The organism is Bradyrhizobium agreste, from assembly GCF_016031625.1.
GTDB lineage: Bacteria > Pseudomonadota > Alphaproteobacteria > Rhizobiales > Xanthobacteraceae > Bradyrhizobium > Bradyrhizobium agreste.
The window spans coordinates 430,531-447,712 of the sequence record NZ_JACCHP010000011.1 but is presented as its reverse complement, the minus strand read 5'-3'; the positions used below and the strand labels follow the sequence as shown (position 1 = coordinate 447,712).

Genomic DNA, 17,182 nt, shown 5'->3' with positions numbered 1-17,182 from the left:
CCTTGCAAACTCAGCCGGCAAACGCCGCCTGCGCTTCCGGCAGATCCCAGATCTTGCCGATCGCAGCGGTCCCCGCCGAGGTGATGGCAGCTTCATCGCCATGAACGTAACGGCCGGAATCGATCAGCACCCGCCCATCGACGATGACCTGATCGACATTTGCGCGGTTGCCGAGCGCGACCAGCGCGCGGCGCGGATCGAACAGCGGCTGCAGGTGCGGATGGGTCATGTCAATGATGGTCAGATCGGCCGTTGCGCCGGGCGCAATCGCCCCGAGATCCGGACGCTTCACCAGCAAGGCAGTGGTCGCGGTCACCGCCTCGATCAAGTCAGGGGCGCTCGCGACCTCGGCGCGTTGCAGCGCAAGTTTCGAGATCATCGAGGCCGCGTTGAGCTCGCCGAGCAGGTCCATGTTGTAACCGTCGGTGCCGACCACGGTGCGCACGCCATGTTCGGCAAACCGGCCGAATGCCGCCGTGACGCCGGATCGGGCGAACACCCGCGGGCAATTCAACACCGCGGCGCCGCGCGCCGCCATCAGCTTCAGATCGCTGTCGGAGCTCGCGACGCAATGCGCTGCGAGGAGATCGGGAGCCAGCAGGCCCAGCCAATCGAGATATTCAGCAGGCGTGCGGCCGTCATAACGCTTGCCAATCGTTTCCACCTCGGCCCGGCTCTGCGCCAGATGGGTGGTGATGGGCACGCCGAGCTCGCGGGCGCGCGCCGCGCACGCCTTGAGCAGGTCAGGCCCGCAGGTGTCGGTCGCATGCGGGCTCATCGCAAGGCCAATCCGGCCGTCGCCGCAACCATTCCAGCGCTGATAGAGCGCGTTCCAGGTGGCCAAGTCTGCCGCGCCGTCGTCGCCGGCATATCTGATCACGCCGTCCGGGCCGGCCTTGGCGTCCGAGGTCGAGAACAGATAGGGCGCGCCATAGAAGCGGATGCCCATCTCCTCGGCGGCGTCGAACATTTCAGGGATGGTGTTGCGGAACGGCTCCATCACCGTGGCCGCCCCGCCCTTGAGTAACTGCAGAATGCCGAGCCGCGCGACCGCAAGGCGCTCCTCGGCCGAAAGCAGATCGGCGCCGCGCTTCGTCAGCGGTAGCAGCACCGTATAGACGATGCTCTGATTGTTGCGCCGGCCATTGCCGTCCTCGGTGTGGCTGCGCGCCACCGCCTCGCTGAAGCAGTGGTTATGCAGGTTCATCAGGCCCGGCAGGATGAAGCGGCCGGGACGATCATGAACCTCAGCGGCGAACGGCTTGTCCTTGGTGACCGCCGCGATCGTCTTGCCCTCGATCAGCACCCAGTGATCGCGCAGCACATCCTGCGCGCCGTCGCGGCGAGATAGTACATAGCTGCCGAAGATCGCGATGCTGCTCATGATGGACGCACATTCCAGAAGACCGCGGTGCCGTCGAGGATGCCGGTGATGCTCTTGCGGTAGGCGGTCGGCTGCTTGTACAGGCCAATCGGAAAATACGGGATCTCGTCAAACGCCAGCGCCTGGATCTCGCGGCAGATCCGCTGCTGCTCTTCGAGCGACGACGCCGTGAGCCACTGACCGCGCAGGCCGCCCATTCTCTCGCTGCTGTACCATCCGGCGACCTTCCCTTCGCCGCGCAGGTTGGTGTTGCCAGCCGGGTTGAGCCAGTCGATGCCTTGCCAATTACCGACGGCAGCGCTCCAGCCGCCCTTGTCGATTGGATCCTTCTTGAGCTGACGCTGCAGCACGACTGCGAAGTCGAGCGCCTGATGGTCGACGTTCATCCCGGCCCTCCGCAGCATGTCGGCCGCAACCTGTCCGAGCGGCTTTTGCGCGGCCGAATTGCCCGGCGACAGCAGCACGACCTTCTCACCATTGTAGCCAGCCGCCGCCAGATCGGCCTTCACCTTAGCCATATCGCGCGGGCCGCGGAAGACGTCGAGCCCGATGTCATTGGCCATCGGCGTTCCCGGCGCGAAATAGCCGATCGGCGAGAGCTGGTACGCCGGATCTCCGCCCGCGACCGCGGTCATGAAGTCGGCTTGATCGATTGCACCGAGCAGCGCGCGGCGGACCGCCGGATTGTCGAACGGCGGCTGCAGGTGACTGACGCGGAGCATGCACGCATAGCCGCGGGGATCGAGCACACGCGTTTCGACCTCATCGGACTGCTTCAGCACGGGCAGCAAGTCGTGCGGCGTGGTTTCCTGCCAATCCTGCTCGCCAGTCTGGAGGGCCGCTACGGCGGTCCCCGGGTCCGGCGTCGTGGTCCACACGACGCGGTCATAGTGCACGATCTTGGGACCGGCGGTCCAATCCGGCTTGCCGTCCTGGCGAGGTTGATAGCGCTCGAACCGGGCATAGGCGTTGCGTACGCCGGGCACGCGCTCATCCGCGATGAAGCGGAATGGCCCGCTGCCGATCACTTCGGTGATCGGCTTGAGCGGATCCTGGCTCGCAAACCGCTCGGGCATCATGAAAGCGGCATGCACGGCGGCCTTGCCGAGCGCCTGCGGCAGCAGCGGGAACGGCCGCCGCAAGCGGAAGCGGATGGTACGGTCATCCGGCGCAGACAACTCTTCGGTCGCCGCCATCAATTCGCCGCCGAACCCGTCGCGCGAGGCCCAGCGGCGGATGCTCGCGACGCAGTCACGCGCCAGCACCCGCTCGCCGTCATGCCAGAAAAGCCCGTCGCGCAGCGTCAGGTCCCACTGCTTGGCGTCATTGGAGACGACATGGCCCGACACCATCTGCGGCGAGACTTCCAGCGCCGCATTCATGCCATAGAGCGTGTCGTAGACCATGAAGCCGTGGTTGCGCGACACCTGCGCGGTGGAATAGATCGGATCGAGGAAAGCCAGATCGATCACCGGGATGAAGCGCAGCGTGGTCTGCGATTGCGCGCGCACGATGCCCGGCAAGGAAAAGGCAGGCGCCATAGCGGCCGCACGAAGCAGCGACCGGCGGGAGAACTGCATCGAAGACTTGCCCATGCTCATCAGCGCGACTGACTCGCGGCTTCATGCTTCTGGAAATTCGCGGCGATCGCCTCCCCGGTCGTGATCCACAGGTCCGGACAGGATTTCGCGTAGGTCAGGAACTCGCGCAGCAGACGGAGCCGCATCGGACGGCCGCTGCATTGCGGATGCAGCACGGTGGTCACCATCGCGCCCCAGTCACGGACCTCATCCAACTCGTCCTTCCAGATCGAGAGCACATGCTCCTTGGGAAAGATCGAGCGCGGGCTGAAGCGCGCCGAGAGGCCGTGCATCCAATCGTCATAGCTCGCGGTGACCGGCAGCTCGATCGTGCCGGGTTTGCCGTCGGCCAGCCGATGACGGTAAGGCCGCACATCATCGCGGAACGATGATGTGTAGACGATGCCGTGCCGGACCAGCGCCCGGCGCAGCTCCTCGGTAAATTCGCCATAGGGCGCACGATAGCCGATCGGCTTGACGCCCAGCCGCCGCTTCAACGCCTCGAAACCACGCTCCAGCTCCTCCTCGATCCAGGGATCGCCGGGATCGGGCAGCAGATGATGATAACCGTGATGGCCGATCTCATGACCGGCCTTGCGGATGGATTCGGCCATTGCCGGATGCGCATCGACCGACCAGCCGGTGACGAAGAACGTCGCCTTCAGGTCGAGCTGATCGAGCAGCTCCAGCAATTTCGGTGTGCCGACCCGCGCCTCATAGCCGCCATAGCTCATGGTGATCAGGCGCTGGGCGTGCATGGCGTCCTTGCTGGTCCAGGCGCTCTCAGCGTCGACGTCGAACGACAGGAACATCGCCGACCTCCAAGGCTTCGGCCAGGGATAATTCGGTGCCGGGTCCGCGGTGTTCGCCGGGACGAGCGGGATGCTCTGGAGTGCCTTACTGTCCAGCATTGATGGTCGCCTTCTCCACGCCGTTGTCGTTCAATTTCCACTTCGCCAGCAGCGTCTTGTAGGTGCCGTCCGCGATCAGCGCGTCGACCGCCTCCAGCATCGCCTGCTGCAAAGCCTTCTCCTTCACCGGCAGCGCGATGCCCGTGAACTGCGTCGCGAAGGGATCTCCGACCGGCGCATAGGTGCCCGGTTCGAGGTCCATCAGATAGGGCAGCGTCTCGTTGCCCTGCACGGCGGCATCGATGCGGCCTTGCCTGAGCTGCGTGCGTGCATCGGCCGAGCCGTCGGTGCCGACGAACTGGATTTGATTGCTGCCGCAATTCTTCTGGCTCCACTTGTCGATCTCTGCCGGAAACATGGTCCGGCGGCTGGCGCCGACCTTCTTGCCGCAGAGCGCAGCCATGTCCTTGAACTCGGACGCACGGGACTGCTGCACGAAGAATTTCGGACCGCTGCGCAAATAGTCGACAAAGGAGGCGATCTCATGCCGGCTCGCATAGTCGGTGAAACCGGACAGGATGGCATCCACCCGCCCCGTCGAGATCGACGGCATGAATTCGGCAAAGCTGGTCTCGGTCCATTCGATCTTGAGGCCGAGCTTGCGGCCGATCGCCTCGCCAAGATCGACATCGAAACCGGAGAGCGCGTTGGTGGCGGGATCGCGGAACTCCATCGGCGGATAGTTCGGCACGATCGCCACTTTGAGGCTGCCGCGCTTTGCGATCTCAGGCGGCAATTCGGCCGCCATCGCCGACGCGCCCATGGCGCCCAGAAACGCCGCCACGACCAAAAGCCTCTTCATCACCATACCCCCAATGTCAGATCACTGCCGAAAGAAATGCCTTGGTGCGCTCCTCGCGCGGCGCACCCAACACGTCGCAGGCGCGCCCCTGCTCGACGATTGCGCCATGGTCCATGTAGACGACGCGGTCGGCGACCTCGCGGGCAAAGCCAAGCTCGTGCGTCACCACCATCATGGTCATGCCGCTTCGCGCCAGCTCCTTCATAACAGCCAGCACCTCGCCCACAAGCTCGGGATCGAGTGCGCTGGTCGGTTCGTCGAACAGCATTAGCATCGGCTTCATCGCCAGCGCCCTCGCGATCGCCACGCGCTGCTGCTGGCCGCCCGAAAGCTGCGACGGATAGGAGTCCGCTTTCGTCGCAAGCCCGACGCGCCGCAGGAGCTCGATTGCCTCGGCGCGCACCTCGCCCGGGTTGCGGCCCTGCACCTGCAGCGGTCCTTCCGTGATGTTCTCCAGCGCCGTCTTGTGCGGAAACAGGTTGAAGCGCTGGAACACCATGCCGGTTTTCAGCCGCTGCCGCGCGATCTGCCGCTCGGTGAGGCGGCGCAGCTTGCCGCCCTCCTCGCGGACGCCGAGCATCTCGCCATCCAGCCAGATACCGCCGCTGTCGATCACGGTGAGCTGGTTGATGCAGCGAAGCAGCGTCGTCTTGCCAGAACCCGACGCACCGATCAGACACAGAACCTCACCGGGCCACACGTCGAGCGAGACATTCTTGAGAGCCTGGAACTCTCCAAAGGCCTTGCTGGCGGAGCGGATCGCGACGAGCGGTTTCGTCATCGGTTGACCCGTGCCGTTCCACGCGCAAAATGGCGCTCGAGCAGCATCTGCAGCGGCGTCAGGATCGATATCACCACCAGGTACCAGCAGCCGGCGACGATCAGAAGCTCGATGACACGCGAATTCGCGTAGTAGATATTCTCGGCGTTGTGCAGCACCTCGGGATACTGGATCACGCTGGCGAGCGAGGTCGCCTTCACCATGCCGATGAATTCATTGCCGAGCGGCGGAATCACCACTCGCATCGCCTGCGGCAGGATGATCCGCCGCAGCGCTCGCAGCCGCCCCATGCCGATCGCCTGCGCCGCCTCATATTGCCCGGCATCGACCGACAGCATGCCGGCACGCATCACCTCGGACGTATAGGCACCCTGGTTGATGCCGAGCCCGAGCAGCGCTGCGAGGAACGGCGTCATGACGTCAACGGCCCGCGCCGTCCACAGGCCGGGAATACCGATGGTCGGAAACACCAGCGCGAGGTTGAACCACAGGAGGAGTTGCAGGATCAGCGGCGTGCCGCGGAACAGCCAAGTGTAACCTGCGGCAACCGACTTCAGCACCGGATTGGGTGACAGCCGCATGATCGCCGCGACCGCGCCGAGGACGATGCCGAGTGCCATCGCGAGTACCGCCATCACCATGGTGTTGACGATGCCCTGGAGGATCACCTTCGCGGTCAGGAAACGGCTGACATAGGACCATTCGATCTGGCCATTGGCAAAGGCGCGAGCGATCGCCGCAAGCACCACGACGATCGCGGCCGCAGCCAGCCACCGCCGCCAGTGGATCTCCCGCGCGATCTGCATCTGCGAGAGATCAGGAAATTCGTCTGCGAGGGTCGGGGATGCCCTCATTGCGGCGCTGCGTTCATCATGGGCTTCTCGACCGCATTTGCACCCAGCCCAAATTTGTCGAGAATCCTCTTGTAGGAGCCGTCGGCGATCATCGCTGCGAGATGTTCTGTCACTACTTCGCGCAGTGCGGCATCGTCCTTGCGGAACATGATGCCCTGATAGCCCGTGGACAACTGCTCGCCGATGACGCGATATTTGCCGGCCTCCTGCTGCTGCGCATAAGGCAAGGTCTCGCTGCCCTGCACGGCGGCATCGATGCGGCCCTGCTTGAGCTGATTCCGTACATCGATCGAGTTCTCGCCCGGAACATACTGGATCGCTGGCTTGCCTGTGGCCTCGCAATTCTGCTTGCTCCACTTCTCGATCTCGAGCGGGAAAGCGGTGCTGCGCGTGGTACCGACCTTCTTGCCGCAAAGATCGGTGGCGATCTTCGCCGCATTCTCGGCCATGACAAAGAATTGCGGTCCCGTCGTCAGGTAATCAATGAAATCCGCCGTCTCGCGCCGCGAGCTGCGATCCTGAATGCCGCTGATGATGAAATCGGCGCGTTTTGTCTGCAGCGATGGAATGAGCTCGGCGAACGGCGTCTCGCTCCAGACGATCTTTACACCAAGCCGCTTGGCAAGCTCGTTCGCGAGATCGATGTCGAGCCCGACCAGTTCGTTGGTCGCGGGATCGCGATATTCCATCGGTGCATAGGTCGAGTTCACCGTCAGCTTCAGCGTACCGGCTTGCTTGATCTCCGCAGGCAGTTCAGCTGCCTGCACCGAAGTGGCTGCGACGAGCACGGCAAGGCCGAGCAAAAGCGAGAGGCGTGTCATGTCAGCTCCTTTGCCAACCAACGCTGCAACCGGCCGCGTGTTAATCCATGTCGGGAAGCGCCGGCTCGATGACACCAGCGCGTTCGGTGATCGCCCGGTATTGCTCGGGCCGCCGGTGGGCCGCAAAATTGAACATCTTGTCCTTGCCCTGACGGCAGAGATCGAGATCGATATCGGCGACGATGACTTCGTCGGCGAGGGTCTTCGCCTGTGCAACGATCCTGCCATTCGGATCGACGATGCAGGAGCCGCCGATCAGACCGGAGCCATCCTCGTCGCCCGCCTTCGCCACCGCAATCGCCCAGGTCGCGTTCATGTAGGCGTTGGCCTGTGCGACCAGCGTCGAATGGAAGGTGCGCAGCGCGGCATCCTCGCTGGTCCCGCCGTTCGGATCGTAGGCCGCGGAGTTGTAGCCGATGCACACGAGCTCAACGCCCTGAAGGCCGAGCACCCGCCAGGATTCCGGCCAACGGCGATCATTGCAGATCATCATGCCCATGATCGCGTGTCCCCACGCCGAACCGGTGCGGAAGGCCGGAAAGCCGAGATCGCCATACTCGAAATAGCGTTTCTCGAGTTGCTGATAGCGCGCGCCCGCCCGCGGCTCGACCGAGCCCGGCAGATGCACCTTGCGATAGCGGCCGATGATCTCGCCGACGTCGTCAACCAGGATCGCGCAATTATAGCGCCGGCCATCTGCCGTCAGCTCGGCATAGCCGACATAGAAGCCGACACCGAGCGCGCAGGCGCGGTCGAACAGTGCTTGGACAGCCGGGTTCGGCATGCCGCGCTCGAAATACTGATCCAGCCCATCGCCTTCGAGCAGCCAGCGCGGAAAGAACGTCGTGAAGGCCAGTTCGGGAAACACCACGAGGCGCGCGCCTTGTTCAGCCGCCGCATCCAAAAGTTTCAACATGCGATCGAGCGTATGCGCGCGGGTGTCTGCTCTTTGCGTCGGCCCCATCTGGGCGGCGGCAGCACGAAGGACGCGGCTCAAACATTGCCTCCAAATCAAGCGGATTGCTGCCTCGTTAGGCGAACCGATTTTCCCTTCGGCAGCGCACTCTCCGCAGTGCATTACAAGAAAGCTGGACGGCGTTGGCAATCACTCGTGCTATGATATTTTCGGCCGGACTATAACGGGCACGAATAGATGAACCTGCGCCAACTCGAAATTTTGCGTGCGGTCGTTCGACACCGGACAACGGTCGCAGCAGCCGAGGAGCTGTCGCTGTCACAGCCGGCGATCAGCAACGCGCTGAAGGCGATGGAGACGCAGGCGGGTTTCGCCTTGTTCGAGCGCGTCAACAATCGCCTGTTTCCGACCGCGGAGGCGATGGCGCTCTACAAGGAAAGCGAGACGATTTTTGCGCTGCATGCCAAGCTGGAAAACCGCGTCCGTGACCTCAGGGAATGTCGCACTGGGCATCTGTCGATCGTCTCAACGCCGCCGCTGGCCTACAGCATCATCCCGCCCGCATTGTCGGTCTTCCTGCGTCGGCGGCCGCAGACGCGGATGTTCTTCGACGTACGCCGCTATGAGGGCATCATCGACGGACTGCTGAGCCGGGTCGCGGAGCTCGGCTTCGTGCTCGGCTTCTCGCATCATCCAGGCATCGCGCATGAAGTGGTCCACACCGGCGAGATGGTCTGCGTCATGCCGCCGCAGCATCCGCTGACGGACCGCGCGGTGATCACCGCGTCCGATCTCGTCGATCTCCCCTTCATCGGGCTCGAGCGTGGAACACAGTTGGGTGAGGCCGTGCGCGCGAGCTTTGCTTCGGCCGGCGCTCCATTCCAGCCGACCGTCGAGGTGCGATACTGCAACACCGCCTGCGTGCTCGCGGCGGCAGGCGTCGGCGCGGCTGTGGTGGATCCATTCTCGCCGCGCCAGGCTGGAAATCAAGAGCTGGTCATACGCCCCTTCCTTCCCAAGACACCTGCGCTGGCATACATGCTGTGGTCGGAAGCGGAGCCGCTCTCGCGTCTTGCAAGAGTGTTCCTCGATGAAGTCCGCCGAGCAAGCCGACAGCTTGAATGATGAGGGCATCTTACTGCTGACTGCACAAGCCGACGTCGTACCTGGTGAGGCCGCCCGACTACGCGCGAAATCGTTCTGACGTGCCGCCATCATCCCTGTCCGGCGATCCGCAAAGCAATGTCGAGTGCCCGCAACTCATCCGGTGTCGCCGGCGGCTGCGGCGGCCGCACCGCGTCGCATGACAGGCGTCCGAGCAGCTTCAGGCAGGCCTTGAGCCGCACCGTTGCCCGTCCTCCGGGCGGATCGCGGTAGATCGCAGCTGCCAGCGGATACAGCTTCTCGTGCACTGCGCGAGCCCGCGGCCAATCGCCAGCCTCCGCAGCGATCCAGAGGCTGACCACTAGTTCCGGGACGACACAGGCGAGACTGACTTGGCTGCCGGCCGAGCCGACGAGATAACTCGTCAGCAGGTGCTCATCTCCCGAGCCGAGCACGACGAAGTCCGACCGCAGCTTGCGGATCAGCCTCAGATTCTGTTCGTAGGCAGCGACCTCCCAGCTGCCCTCCTTGATGGCGACGAAGCGAGGGTCGGCGACGAGCTGCTCGAGCAGCGGCGAGGCATAGGCCATCGCACCCGCACCGACCGGCGCGGCGTAGAGCATCAGTGGCACGGTCGTGGCATCGCGGATATGGCGGTGATGTTCGATAACACAGCCGTCGCCGTGACTGAGCGCCCAGCTGTTGGGCGGAAACACCAGCAGCCCCTCCGCCCCCGCCTGCTCCAGCGTGGCTGCCTCTCGCGCAGCCTCCAGGCTGGATTCATGATTGACGCCAGAGACGATCAGACAGTCCTTCGGAGCGTGCTCGCTCGCCAGCTCCACCACGCGCTGCTTTTCAGCGAGGGACAGCACGAAATTCTCGCCGGCGTGGCCGTTGACCAGGAGCCCGTTGATGCCGGGCGTGGAGGCGACCGAGGCGAGATGCGCTGCAAGCTTCGCCTCGTCGATCCCAAATTCCGGCTTCATCGGGACGACCGTCGCTGCATGAATGCCGCGAAGCCGATCGCCAAATGTCCGCGTCCTGACCGACATCGGCTAGTGAATGATCTGGTCGAGGAACGCCCGCGCCCGCTCGGACTTTGGGTTCTCGAAGAACTCCTCCGGCGCGGCCTGCTCGACCACCCTGCCCTCGTTCATGAACACGATGCGGTCGGCGACCTCGCGGGCAAAGCCCATCTCGTGGGTCACGCACAGCATGGTCATGCCCTCTTCCGCCAGCTTCTTCATGGTCTCCAGCACCTCCTTGACCATTTCCGGGTCGAGCGCGGAAGTCGGCTCGTCGAACAGCATGATCTTGGGCCGCATGCACAGCGCGCGTGCGATGGCGACGCGCTGCTGCTGACCGCCGGAGAGTTGCCCGGGGAATTTTTCGGCCTGATCGGGAATCCGGACTTTTGTCAGGAAATGCATGGCGAGATCCTTGGCCTCCGCCTCCGACATACCGTTCACGGTCATCGGCGCCAGGATGCAGTTTTCCAGCACAGTCATGTGCGGAAACAGATTGAAGCTCTGGAACACCATGCCGGTGTCGCGTCTGACCGTGTCGATGTTCTTGCGCTGGCGATCGAGCTCGGTACCGTTGACGTAGATCAACCCTTCATCGTGCTTCTCGATGTGATTGATACAGCGGATGAGCGTCGACTTGCCCGAGCCGGAGGGACCGCAGACCACGATCTTCTCGCCCTTGGCGACCTTAAGATCCACCTCGTTCAACGCCGTGAAGTCGCCATAGTGCTTGTAGACCGCCTCCATGCGGACCGCGGGCACCTCACGGAGCTGCGGCTGCACTGTTGCACCTTCGGCCCTAGCCATCGATCTCTCGCTCATGCACGGGCCTCCACACTCGCCTGCGCAACCGGCGGGCTCGCTGCGACCCGCCTGGTTTTCGCGGCACTCGATCGCCCGAAATGCTTCTCGAGCCGGCGCTGAACCGCATCCCAGACCGAGGTGAGGATCAGGTAATACGCGGTCGCAGCCGCATAGACCTCCAAGATCTGGAAATGCTCCTGCATCAGCATGTCGCTGCGGCGCATCAGCTCCTCAACCGAGATCACGGAAGCGAGCGATGTTGCCTTCAACAGTGAGTTGATGGAGTTGCCGAGTGGCGGGATCATCAGCCGGAACGCCTGCGGCAGGGTCACGCGGCGGAACGTGACCCAGGGTGACAGGCTGAGCGCCCAGGCCGCCTCGCGCTGCCCCACTGAGACCGCCATGAAGCCGCTGCGCACGATCTCGGCGAGGTAAGCCGCCTCATTGAGGATCAGGCCGACGAGCGCGCAGGTGATCACGCTGAACTTGATGCCGAGCTGCGGCAAGCCGCTGTAGATCACGACAAGCTGGATCAGGAGGGGCGTGCCGCGAAAGAACCAGATGTAGAAGCGTGCGGCACCCGCGAGCACCGGATTGGACGACATGCGCAACAACGCGATGCCCATGCCGAGGATCAGTCCGCCGACGACCGCCGCCACCGTCAAGCCGATGGTGACGAGCACTCCCTTCATCAGGAAGTAGTTGAAGAAGTAGCTGACGGCGGCCGTCGGACTGAAATGGCTCATCGGCTCGTCTCCGTAGGTCTCACGCCGGACCGGGGCCGGCGATCGCGAGCGGCTGATCAGCCGGCATGGCGGTCAGGCCGAACTTGTCGAACAGCGCCTGATAGAAGCCGTCGGCCCGCATCGCGTTGAGCGCCTTGACGACGGTATCGGCGACCGTCTTGTTGCGGAACCCAAGCGTGGTCCTGGCGGTGCCGAGCCCGCTCAGGACTTCCTTCACGCGACCACGGCCGACGAGATCGCGTGCCACGCTGTCGACCAGCAGCGCATTGTCGACCTGGCCTGCAAGCAGCGCGCTGACGACGTTGGTCGCGGTCGGAAACGTCCGCATCTCGACGGCCGCTCCGCCCTGCGCCACGCTGGCATCGCTAAGCTTCTTGAGCCAGTTCATCTGGTAGCTGCTGACCTCGACGGCGGATGATTTTCCGATCAGATCATTTTCGGTAGCAATTTTTGTGCCGCTGTCGGGTGCGACCACGACCGAGATCGCCTGGATGGCGTACGGCACCATGTACATCAGCTTCGAGCGTTCCTCGGTCCAGAACATGCCGGTATTGACGCCGTCGATGCGCGCTGCGCCCAAGGCAGGAATCATGGCCGGAAAATCCATCCGGACGAGTTCGACGGGAAGACACAACCGCTTGCCGAGCTCGGCGGCCAACTCGACGTTGAGGCCTTGCAGCTGGCCGTCCTTGTCGACGAATTGCTGCGGCGGATTGGTCGGATTGATCGAGAGCTGCAATTTGCCGGGCGCGATCAGATTGTCGTCGGTGATTGCGGGCGTACAGGCGGCATGCACCGCCGTGGATGCGAGAACGAGTGCGGCGGCCGCACTCAAGCGAAGCAGTGTCGAGACCATGAATACCTCCAATAAGACGCCAATGACCGATGCAGTTCCTCGCCCAGGATTCCCCCTAACGTTTCTTGGATGCGGCCCGGTCCGATCTCGCGACACGGCCGGCAGCATCGTCTTCGATCTGCTCAGGCCGGTCCCGACATCGGCCTCAGCTGGATGCGCATGAAATTCTTCACCAGGGATTCGAACGGACCAAAGCCCTTCACCCTCAGGAATTCCGGCGTCTCGAACGCCCACCTGCCTGCGACCTCGTACATTGCGGCATATTTTGGCCCGTCGCCCACCGAGACGAAGCGCTTGGCTGAGAGCCAGCCGGGACAAGCCAGCAGATCGGGGAAATGGTTCTGCTCGTACCAGGCGTTGAACGCAGCCTCGTGCTCGGGATCGATGTCGACCCGCACGATATGGATGAAGGCTTCGTCCGGCATCGGCTCGCCCCTCACGCTAAGTACGGATGTCGCCGGCCGCGCGCGCCGCGCCGACCGTCGTTGCAATGGTGTCGCACAGCGCAGGCAGAACCGGCAGCAGCGGCGGCCGTGGATCGGCGTTGCGGATCAGGCCGAGCGCCTTCAGCCCGACCTTCATGCGGGTGTGCATGTCCATGATCGGGGCAGGCCCATAGATGGCGCGGACGATCGGATAGAGCCGCTCGTTGACGGCGCGCATGGCCTTGAGGTCGTCGGCAAGCGAAGCCTGCCAGAGTGCTGCGAACAGGTGCGGCGCGAGGCTGACGAGGCCGGAGAGAATGCCGTCGCCGCCGACGGCGAGCTGCGGCAGGAACCAGTTGAAGTTCGACGGCAGGATCGCGACCGAGGGATCGGCCTGCTTCACCGCCCGCCGGTTCTCGTCATAGGCCAGCATGGTGTCGCTGCCCTCCTTGATGGCGATGACGCTGTCGAGCGCTGCAATCTTGGCCAAGGTCTCCGGCGAGTAGCCGAATCCCGATGCGAGCGGGTACTGGAAGATCGACACGGGAATTCCGATCGCGGAGCTCACCGCCTGCACAAAGGCAACCGGCGCGCGCGAGGTCGCCAAGGCACCGCCGCCGAGCGGTGCGGGCGGGAACAAGACGGCGCAATCGGCGCCGGCAGCTTCCGCGAGCTGCGCCTGATGGATCGCTTCGGCCGTGGAATGCGCGATGATGCCGGCCAACAGCGGCTTGCTGCCGATCTGCCGGCGCGTCCGCTCGATCACCGCCTGACGCTCGTCGTCCGAGAGCGAACCGCCCTCGCCGGCATGGCCATTGACGAACACCGCCGCGATCCCGTCAGGGCAGGCGCAATAGTCCAGCACGCGGGCATAGCCGTCCCAGTCGATCGAGCTGTCGTCACTGAAGGGCAGCACGGTCGCGACCGTGACGCCGCGCAGATCCGGTTTCTTCATCGTCTTGCTCATGACGGTTTCCGCCGCGGAAATTTCAGGCTCGCGCGCGCCTTCAACACTTCGAGGCCACCTTCGTTGCGCGCGCTCGCTTCCCAGATGATGGTGCGGGTCTCGTCGTGCTGCTCGGCGATCCAGACGTCGAAGGTGAGCGTATCGCCGTAAAACACGGGACCTGTGAACCAGAAGCGGTCCTCCACCGATACGCCGATGGTGCCGACCAGCTCGGAGGTGAGGATGCTGGTGCAGAGACCCGCGACCATGATCCCCGGCGCCAGCCTGCGGCCGAAGCGCGTCGCGCCGGCGTAGACCTCATCGACATGAACGGGGCCGAAATCGCCGGTCGCGGCGATATAGAGCGCGCCATCGGCCTCGGTGATGGTCTTGCTCAGGCTGACCCTGTCATTCACCTTGAGATCGTCGAAGGATTTCGGCTCGTACATGGGTTCAGCCCCTCGCGAAGGGAACCAGCGTTGCGGTGCCGTCCACCACAGTCGCGCCTGAGGGTGACAACATGCAGGTGACCCGACAGGTCGCTTCATCGCCTGCGACTGAAACGATCTCAGCCCTTGCCTCGACGGATTCGCCGACGATCACGGGCACGGAAAAATTCAGCGCGATGCTGCCGATCCGCCGCGTCGGACCACCGAGCTGGCTGAGGCAGGTCGTGGCGAGGCCGCCGACCGCAAGCTCGAAGGCGACCATGTTGGACGCGCCAGCTTTCTTCGCGCGGACGGCGTCGACATAGAGCCCGCCGAGATTGCCGCTGATGCCGGTGAACATCGCCTGCTCGGCCACCGTCATGGTCTTGCGGAAGGCGAAGGCGGCGCCGGGCTTGAGAGGTGCGTGAGACATCGATCGCTTTCCTAGAGCTGCAAGCCGTTCTTGATGGTGCTGCGCGCAACCAGCATGCGGTGAATCTCGGAGGTCCCGTCATAGATGCGGGTGACGCGGGCGTCGCGATACATCCGCTCCAGCGGCAGGTCCTTGCTGAAACCCATGCCGCCGAACACCTGGATGGCACGGTCGACGACGCGGCCCTGCATCTCCGACGCCGCAACCTTGATCATCGAGACCTTGTCGCGCGCATCCTTGCCCTGATCGATGTCCCAGGCGGCGTTCATCACCATCATCTTCACGCCGAAGATCTCGGTGGCGGAATCGGCGATCAGCTTCTGCACCATCTGGAAATCGCCGATCAGCTGGCCGAACTGGCGCCGCTCGCCGGCGTGCTTGCGCATCATCTCCAACGCGCGTTGCGCCATGCCGACGGCGCGCGCGCCGATATGGGCGAGACGGATCTGGAGCACGCTCTGCATGATCAGCTTGAAGCCGCCACCAACCTCGCCGAGCACAGCCGCCTTCGGGATGCGGCAATCCTCGAAGCTCAGCTCGGCATGGCCATAGCCGCGATGGCCCATCATCGGTTGGGTGCGCGCGACCTTGAAGCCGGGCGTGCCGCGATCGACCAGGAACAGGGTGATGCCGCCGCGCGCCCGCTTGTCCTTGTCGGTCAGCGCCATCAGGATGATGTAGTCGGCGATGTCGCCGTCGCTGATGAAATGCTTGGTGCCGTTCAGCACCCAATGGTCGCCATCGAGATGAGCCGTCGTGCTGATCGACGCAGCATCCGAGCCGGCGCCCGGCTCGGTGATGGCCATGGCGCAGATCTTGTCGCCCTTCACCGTCGGCAGCAGGTAGCGCTCGACCTGGTCGCCCTTGCAGGCCATCAGCATCGGATAGACCTGGCCGAATACACGGCGGATCAGCGCATCCGAGGTCTTGCCAAATTCTTCCTCGACCAGGCAATGCTCGACGCAAGTTAGGCCGCCGCCGCCGACATCCGCCGGCATGTTCATGGCATAAAGGCCGAGCTTCTGCGCCTTGGCCTTGGTGACCGCCAGTGCGTCGGCCGGCACTTTAGCCGTCTGCTCCACGACGTCTTCGAGCGGCTGCACCTCCATCTCGACGAAACGGCGAACGGTGTCGACCAGGAGGCGCGTCTCTTCGGGGATTGAAAAATCGATCATCGCGCCACTCCGACGGCCTTACCGGCGACCATCGCGTCGATCTCCCCTGCGTCGTAGCCGATCTCGCCGAGCACCTCGCGCGTCTGTGCACCAAGGCGCTGCGGCACCAGCCGCACCTCCGGCGTCTGACCGTCATAGCGCGCGGGATGCGCGACCATCCGGATTGGCGCGCCGCCTGCACTCTCGGCGCTCTTGAACACGCCGAGATGGTTGAGCTGGGGATCAGTCTCGAGGTCGCGATAATCTTGTACCGGCGCATGCCAGATGCGCGCCGCTTCCAGCGCCGGCAGCCAATCGGCCGTCGACTTCTGTTTCAGCCTGACAACAACGATCCGCGTGATCTCCTCGCGCTTCGAAAAACTGTCGGTGTCGCCGAACTGCTTCAGCTCCTCGCTGTCCAGCGCGACCGCGAGCGCCTTGGGGGACGCCATCGAGATCGCCATATGGCCGTCCGCCGTCGCGTGAACGCCGTAAGGCCCGGGGCTGAACCAGGCCGCGATGCCGGCCGGACCGCGCGAGGTCGGCGACGGCGCGCCGTTGAGCCAGGCAGTCAGCGGCTCGACCTGGAGATCGAGCGCGGCCTGATAGAGGTTGACCTCGACGAGCTGGCCCTTGCCCGTCTTCGTTCGTGCGAACAATGCCGCCAGAATGCTCATGGCATAGAGTGAGGCGGCGTGCTGATCCACGATCACCGCGCCTACCGCCGTCGGCTCGCCATCGGCGCGCCCGGTCCGCATCGCAAGGCCGGACATCGCCTGGAGCAGAAGATCCTGGCCGGGGCGATCCTTGTACGGCCCGTCCGATCCGAAGCCGGTGGCGACCGCATAGATCAGGCCGGGGTTGATCGCTTTCAGCGCGTCGTAGCCGAGGCCGAGCTTGGCCATGGTGCCCGGGCGAAAATTCTCCATCACGACATCTGAGGTCGCGACCAGCTTCTTCACCGCGGCGACGCCGTCCGGATGCTTGAGATCGACAGCGAGGCTGCGCTTGTTGCGCCCGGTCGCCAGATGATTGACGCTGTCGCCTGCAACGAAGTGGTTCGCGACTGCCCAGTTGCGCTGGAACGCGCCCTCGATCGGCTCGACCGCGATGACGTCGGCGCCGAGATCGGCGAGCGTTTGCGCGGCCAGCGGGCCCGCGAGGTAATGATTGAAGCTGAGGATCTTGATGCCGTCGAGCAGGTTCACCGGG

General features: G+C 64.1%; 19 protein-coding genes. 1 reads left to right on the top strand and 18 read right to left on the bottom strand.

Annotated elements, in window-relative coordinates:
- Positions 1-10: 10 nt before the first annotated feature.
- The 8 genes from HZZ13_RS19070 to HZZ13_RS19035 are packed head-to-tail and all read right to left on the bottom strand — an operon-like array spanning position 11 to position 8,130.
- Positions 11-1,384, bottom strand: a complete 1,374-nt coding sequence (locus HZZ13_RS19070; RefSeq protein ID WP_197961063.1) for an amidohydrolase family protein — start codon at positions 1,382-1,384, stop codon at positions 11-13.
- Positions 1,381-2,964: an ABC transporter substrate-binding protein gene (locus HZZ13_RS19065; RefSeq protein WP_197961118.1), complete on the bottom strand. Its 1,584-nt coding sequence runs from the start codon at positions 2,962-2,964 to the stop codon at positions 1,381-1,383. Before HZZ13_RS19065 ends, HZZ13_RS19070 begins: the two co-directional genes overlap by 4 nt.
- Before the next feature lie 20 nt (positions 2,965-2,984).
- Positions 2,985-3,875, bottom strand: a complete 891-nt coding sequence (locus HZZ13_RS19060; protein WP_197961062.1) for a polysaccharide deacetylase family protein — start codon at positions 3,873-3,875, stop codon at positions 2,985-2,987.
- On the bottom strand, positions 3,862-4,677 hold the full coding sequence (locus tag HZZ13_RS19055; RefSeq protein WP_197961061.1) for an ABC transporter substrate-binding protein: 816 nt from the start codon (positions 4,675-4,677) through the stop codon (positions 3,862-3,864). The genes HZZ13_RS19060 and HZZ13_RS19055 overlap by 14 nt, the downstream gene beginning before the upstream one ends.
- Positions 4,678-4,693: 16 nt before the next feature.
- Entirely contained in the window at positions 4,694-5,458 is a 765-nt protein-coding gene (locus HZZ13_RS19050; protein WP_197961060.1) for an amino acid ABC transporter ATP-binding protein, read from the bottom strand.
- Positions 5,455-6,312 carry an amino acid ABC transporter permease gene (locus HZZ13_RS19045; protein WP_197961059.1) on the bottom strand — a complete coding sequence of 286 codons (858 nt, stop codon included), beginning with the start codon at positions 6,310-6,312 and terminating at the stop codon, positions 5,455-5,457. Before HZZ13_RS19045 ends, HZZ13_RS19050 begins: the two co-directional genes overlap by 4 nt.
- Entirely contained in the window at positions 6,309-7,133 is an 825-nt protein-coding gene (locus tag HZZ13_RS19040) for an ABC transporter substrate-binding protein (RefSeq protein ID WP_197961058.1), read from the bottom strand. Before HZZ13_RS19040 ends, HZZ13_RS19045 begins: the two co-directional genes overlap by 4 nt.
- Before the next feature lie 40 nt (positions 7,134-7,173).
- Positions 7,174-8,130, bottom strand: a complete 957-nt coding sequence (locus HZZ13_RS19035) for an N-carbamoyl-D-amino-acid hydrolase (RefSeq protein ID WP_283817181.1) — start codon at positions 8,128-8,130, stop codon at positions 7,174-7,176.
- 156 nt (positions 8,131-8,286) lie between these two features.
- On the opposite strand from HZZ13_RS19035, the gene HZZ13_RS19030 reads away from it, so the two are divergent.
- Positions 8,287-9,174, top strand: a complete 888-nt coding sequence (locus tag HZZ13_RS19030) for a LysR family transcriptional regulator (RefSeq protein ID WP_197961057.1) — start codon at positions 8,287-8,289, stop codon at positions 9,172-9,174.
- 89 nt (positions 9,175-9,263) lie between these two features.
- Here the strand turns inward: HZZ13_RS19030 and HZZ13_RS19025 are convergent, their stop codons facing one another.
- From HZZ13_RS19025 to HZZ13_RS18980, 10 genes are all read right to left on the bottom strand, one after another.
- On the bottom strand, positions 9,264-10,205 hold the full coding sequence (locus HZZ13_RS19025) for a dihydrodipicolinate synthase family protein (protein WP_197961056.1): 942 nt from the start codon (positions 10,203-10,205) through the stop codon (positions 9,264-9,266).
- Between the two features lie 3 nt (positions 10,206-10,208).
- Entirely contained in the window at positions 10,209-11,000 is a 792-nt protein-coding gene (locus HZZ13_RS19020; protein WP_283817180.1) for an amino acid ABC transporter ATP-binding protein, read from the bottom strand.
- Positions 10,997-11,728 carry an amino acid ABC transporter permease gene (locus HZZ13_RS19015; protein WP_197961055.1) on the bottom strand — a complete coding sequence of 244 codons (732 nt, stop codon included), beginning with the start codon at positions 11,726-11,728 and terminating at the stop codon, positions 10,997-10,999. Before HZZ13_RS19015 ends, HZZ13_RS19020 begins: the two co-directional genes overlap by 4 nt.
- A 19-nt stretch (positions 11,729-11,747) precedes the next feature.
- Positions 11,748-12,584: an ABC transporter substrate-binding protein gene (locus HZZ13_RS19010; RefSeq protein WP_197961054.1), complete on the bottom strand. Its 837-nt coding sequence runs from the start codon at positions 12,582-12,584 to the stop codon at positions 11,748-11,750.
- A gap of 122 nt (positions 12,585-12,706) precedes the next feature.
- Positions 12,707-13,009 carry a DUF4286 family protein gene (locus tag HZZ13_RS19005; protein ID WP_197961053.1) on the bottom strand — a complete coding sequence of 101 codons (303 nt, stop codon included), beginning with the start codon at positions 13,007-13,009 and terminating at the stop codon, positions 12,707-12,709.
- 16 nt (positions 13,010-13,025) lie between these two features.
- Positions 13,026-13,976, bottom strand: coding sequence for a dihydrodipicolinate synthase family protein (locus tag HZZ13_RS19000; RefSeq protein WP_197961052.1), 951 nt, complete (start codon positions 13,974-13,976; stop codon positions 13,026-13,028).
- Entirely contained in the window at positions 13,973-14,404 is a 432-nt protein-coding gene (locus HZZ13_RS18995) for a MaoC family dehydratase (protein WP_011086090.1), read from the bottom strand. Before HZZ13_RS18995 ends, HZZ13_RS19000 begins: the two co-directional genes overlap by 4 nt.
- Positions 14,405-14,408: 4 nt before the next feature.
- Complete coding sequence (locus HZZ13_RS18990; RefSeq protein ID WP_197961051.1) at positions 14,409-14,816, bottom strand: MaoC/PaaZ C-terminal domain-containing protein; 408 nt, start codon at positions 14,814-14,816, stop codon at positions 14,409-14,411.
- Positions 14,817-14,827: 11 nt separating this feature from the next.
- Positions 14,828-15,991, bottom strand: coding sequence for an acyl-CoA dehydrogenase family protein (locus HZZ13_RS18985; RefSeq protein ID WP_197961050.1), 1,164 nt, complete (start codon positions 15,989-15,991; stop codon positions 14,828-14,830).
- Positions 15,988-17,178 carry a CaiB/BaiF CoA transferase family protein gene (locus HZZ13_RS18980; protein ID WP_197961049.1) on the bottom strand — a complete coding sequence of 397 codons (1,191 nt, stop codon included), beginning with the start codon at positions 17,176-17,178 and terminating at the stop codon, positions 15,988-15,990. Before HZZ13_RS18980 ends, HZZ13_RS18985 begins: the two co-directional genes overlap by 4 nt.
- Between the last annotated feature and the right edge of the window lie 4 nt (positions 17,179-17,182).